Genomic DNA, 4,401 nt, shown 5'->3' on the forward strand with positions numbered 1-4,401 from the left:
ACGCGGGTCCTGGTGTTCGGCGGCGATCTGCCAGGCCCAGTCGGCGCCGAGCACGACGAGAAGGCCGACGAGGCCGGCGAAGAGCATGCGGGTGGCGCCGTCGTGCGGACGGAGCTGGCCGCCGACGACGCCCCGGGCGGCGTCCCAACGCCGGAGGTGGCGCCAAGGTTGCCACGCGACGCCGTCGTCCTGACGCCGCAGGACCAGAGCGTCGGAACCGTTGTGGTGCACGGCCAAGGCGTCGGGCTCCAGGCACAGGCCGGCCAAGGTGCCGGCGGCTAGGTCGCCGGGGGAGGCGACGGTGCACGACGGCAACAACGCCGTGAGTTCCCGGGCGATGGCCCGGTCGAAGACGGAGGCGAGCAGTCGCACCGAGGGATGGATGTGGGCAACGGCCATGGCGTAGCGCAGAACCACCAGATCGTCGTGCGAGAGCACGGCGACGCCGTCGACGGGACCGGCCAGGGCGGTCCGGAGCGCACGGTCGTCGGGTGCGTCGAGATGGTGCACGGTGTGGTGCCGGTCCCGCAGCCCGGCGCAGACCCGGCGGGCGGAACCCGTCGAGCCGATCACGACGAACGTCGCCTCTTCGGTTGTCATGGCCATGCACCCCCAGCGATAACGGGCGACGGCACGCTAACCCGGAGTCACCTGGCAAAACGCCCGATCACCGCGGCGGCTTCGAGGCGGCGTCGATGCCCTTGCGTACCTCCCCGGTGCGCTTGACGTACTTGCCGACGGGCTCCTGGATGAGGGTGGCGGCCTGGCTCACGTGCTCGACGGTCTTCAGGTCGGCCCCGGCCGCCCGCGCGACGCCGGTGCTCAGCGGGTTCTTGGCGGTGGCGTCGACCATGCGCCAACGGTCGTGCAAAACCCTGTCCGCGGTGGTTTTGTGTTCCACCCCGTCGTCGGTCATCACAGCCTGGGGCAGCTCGCTGGGCAGCACCCGGCCGGTCTCGACGACCAGGTAGTTGCGGATCCGGTCGATCTCCGAGCCGCTGAAACCCTGGCGGAGCAGGGTGGGGTCGCTGCCGCCGAGGATCTTCATCAGCCCGTCGAGGTCACGCTGCGAGACGTACTCGCCGGGCTGTTTGTCCACGGCCTTGTGCACCAGCGCGTCGACCTCGGGGCTCTTCGGCACGGCGAAGCGTTGGTCGGGCACGGTGCCGATCCGGGAGAAGTCGTGGAGCATCTCGGCATTGGTCTTCGACGTGGCGAGGGTGTCGCACAACTGGGGGTTGTCCCGCAGCGTCTGCCGTAGGCCGTCGATGTCCTTGGGTGTGAATCCGTTCTGCGCAAGGGTTTTCTCCGACTCGCGCAGCGGTGACCCTTCGGGCGCGGACCGGTGCTGGGTCTCCGGCGGGCGTTCCCTCACCGACCGCCGGTCCACACCGGTCCTGGGAGCCTCGTGTCCACCGTCGAGGCCGAACTTGGTCCGCGCCTCGGCGACCTCGGCCTGCCGGTCCTTCGGCGGCGCCAACGGCGGCGGCACCTTCACGTCCGGTGGCTTCGATCTGAACTCGTTAGCGCCCATCGTGGTCACCTACCGGGAAAGTGGGGCGGCGTGTACCGCGGGAAAGGAGTCTGGAACTGCTGCGGGTGGGTCGGAACCACCTGCGGCGCCGGGAAAGACGGCCGGTCGTGCTGCCCACGGTTGAACTCCTGGCCCGTCGGAGCGGGCCTGTGCTCGACGCGCGGCGACTGCGGGTCGGGGCGGTCGAACTGAGGCGCGTGCCGGGCCTCGGGCACGGAATGCACCTTGTTCTCCTTGCACACCACGTCGAACATGGCCTTCACCTTGTTGGCCTCGATGTCGGTCTTCGCGTGGTCGACGTGCAGGGTGGCCTCCATCGGCTTGGTCTGCACCTCACGCCCGGTGTGCCCGCCGTGCGGATAGTGGTGGGAGTCGGTCTTGGCCCCGTGCCCGATGTCGTGCTGCGCATGGTCCCGCAGCACGCCGCTGATCCCGGCCTTGACGAGACCGTCGAGCTGCGCCTTGACCTTGCCCATGTCCAGCGGCCCGCCGGGCGTCGTCCGGACGCTGTCGTTGAGGTCCAGGCGGGTGGAGAACCGGTCGGCCGGCCGGTCGGTCTGCTGTTTGGCGTCGGGCGCGACCGTCGGCTTAGGACCGTCCATGCGTTGCTGCTGGCTCTCGAACTTCTTCTGCCACGCGTCCATCTTGGGCGACATCACGCCGTGCTGATCGCCGCCGTGGCGAGGGGCGTCCACGCCCCGCGGGGAGGTGTCGATCTTGACGGGACCGTGGCCGGTGGCCGCCGTCCTGTCGCCGGACGGGTGCGGCTCCACCGGAACGCGATTGTCCTTGGGGCCCTTGGCATCTGGCTGAACGGGACGGACCGCGTCGGGCGGTGGCTTCGGCGCGTCCGGCAGCTTCTCGGGCGGCTTCTGCGCCTTGGGAGGCGGGAAATCCGGTCCGGGCATTGTCTCACTCCTCGCTCGGCAGCACGTGCCGCCAGACCCAGCCGACGTCGTCGTTGAACCACTCCAGCGCGGCGGCCACCGCGCGCCGCCAGGCGGGCCCGCCGTCGGCCTGGCCGCCGATCGCCTGCTCCAGCGCGGCCGGCCGGCTCGTGCCGTACGTGACGGCGTCGCGGCCGGCCTGGTCCTGGTAGAGCTCCCGCTCCCAGCGCCGCACGGCCTGGAGTTGCTCGCCGCGGGTCGCGCCCGGGATCGGCCGGCGGTAGAAGCGTTCCCACGCCTCGGAATCAGGGTGTCGAGGCGCGTCGGGGTCGCCTTCGAGCCAGTGCCGCACGCGGGTCCACTTGTACGCCTGCGCGAGCATCGACTGGTCGTCGTCGTGACAGGTGTAGGCCTCGCCGGTCGAAAGCGACGAGAGCTGCACGCCATTGCAGTGCGCCGCGAAGAGCCACGGCAGCGTGCCCGGTTGCAGCTGAGCCGACCGGGTCCGCACCGCGCGCTCGACCGCCTGCGACAGCGCGCATTCCAGGTTCCGCACCGATTCGGACGTGACCAGGATGTCCCGATATCGGGGCTGTAGGGTCGGATTCGGGAAGCTGGCCAGGTGCGCGAGCACGGTCAGCTCCGTCCACACGGTGAGCACCGGGTACTGGGCCAACAGCTGGCCGGCGCGCGACATCTCACCCAAGGTGCAGGCGCGGGACTGGCATTCGCTGCCGCAGGTCGGGCTGCGCAGCGTGCGGATCAAGCCGTTGACCGGGGCGGGCCGGGGCACGCCCTCCTCGGCCCGGCCGGCGTGCGGGACGCGCACCAGCAGCGGCCGGTCCATGCCGTCGGTGAAGACGGCGGCCTCGCGGGGCTGCAACGACACCACGTTCCGGGACTGGTCCTCCTCCAGGTTCATGGTGGCCCCGACGCTCTTGCGGTCGTCCTCGGCCGGCAGCCGGTGCACGATCTTCACCGCGGTGTTCTTGATGACGTCCGGGATGAGCTTGCTGGGGATCTGTTCCACCACAACAAGTCCCTCGCCGTAGGCGCGGACCTCGGCCAGCAGCGAGGCGAAGGTCTCGACCCCGCGGGAGGCGGCGGTGTCTGCGTTCTCGCCGGCGTTGCGCAGCAGGCGGTGCGCCTCCTCGATGACGGTGAGGTGGCCCAGCGGCACCTGCGACTTGTCGCCGTAGAGCAGTTTCAGGTGCTCGGTCAGCTGGAGCAGCACCGCACCCATCAGGAAGGCCTTGTCGGTGTCGTCGCCGACTTCCTCGATCGCCAGCACCACGTTGCGCCGCATCAGCGCCTCGAAGTCCAGCTGGTGCGCGTCGTGCAGGAAGTGCCCGATGACGCCCTGGCTGAGGCTGCGCATCCGCACCTTCACGTAACCCTGCATGTTGGCGGCGATGTCGCTCGCGTAGCCGATCTCGTCCACCACGATCCCGGCCACCCGCTGGAGGTCGGTGAGGGTGGGATAGCGCGGCTGCGCGCCACGGTGGGCGGCCTCGCCGAGCGTGACGTCCCAGCCCAGCTCCTCGTACGACCTGGTCAGCGCGCTGGCGACGATCTGCGGGAACGGCTCCTCAGGGTCGAACGTGGCATTGAACAGCGCACGCACCAGGTCGAGGTGGGTCTGCAACGGGAAGACCCGCTGCGTGCCGTCGGGATCGGTGACCCGAGCCGGGACCAGTGGGTTGAAGCCGACGGGCGGGTCGCCCGGCTTGCCCGGCTGGAGCACGACGACGTCGTGGCCGAGCGGGCCCAGCCGGTTGGCCATCCTCCCGTACTCGGCCTTGGCCGGCTCGACGACGAGCCACGGCAGCCCGGCCCGAGCGGCCTCGGTCAGCAGGTGTCGGACCGTGAAAGACTTGCCGCTGCCGGTGGCGCCGCAGACGAAGGTGTGCCGGTTGAGCGAGTCGGGGCCGGCGGTCAGCGGGCCGACCTCGGCGCGGGCGGCGTCCAGCACGTGGCCCA

At 70.6% G+C, this 4,401-nt stretch carries 3 protein-coding genes and 1 pseudogene; all 4 read right to left on the reverse strand.

Annotated features, from left to right (window positions below; translation table 11 throughout):
* Nucleotides 1-600 (reverse strand): annotated as a pseudogene (locus KUTG_RS62460) (hypothetical protein); the annotation flags it as partial.
* 67 nt (nucleotides 601-667) lie between these two features.
* Nucleotides 668-1,534, reverse strand: a complete 867-nt coding sequence (locus KUTG_RS45785) for a hypothetical protein (protein ID WP_043726193.1) — start codon at nucleotides 1,532-1,534, stop codon at nucleotides 668-670.
* Nucleotides 1,535-1,539: 5 nt separating this feature from the next.
* Nucleotides 1,540-2,442: a hypothetical protein gene (locus tag KUTG_RS45790; RefSeq protein WP_043726195.1), complete on the reverse strand. Its 903-nt coding sequence runs from the start codon at nucleotides 2,440-2,442 to the stop codon at nucleotides 1,540-1,542.
* Nucleotides 2,443-2,446: 4 nt separating this feature from the next.
* The coding region (locus tag KUTG_RS45795) for an ATP-binding protein (protein ID WP_198047563.1) at nucleotides 2,447-4,401 on the reverse strand (1,955 nt) is incomplete at its 5' end.

The sequence above is a fragment of the Kutzneria sp. 744 genome, assembly GCF_000568255.1.
Lineage (GTDB): Bacteria > Actinomycetota > Actinomycetes > Mycobacteriales > Pseudonocardiaceae > Kutzneria.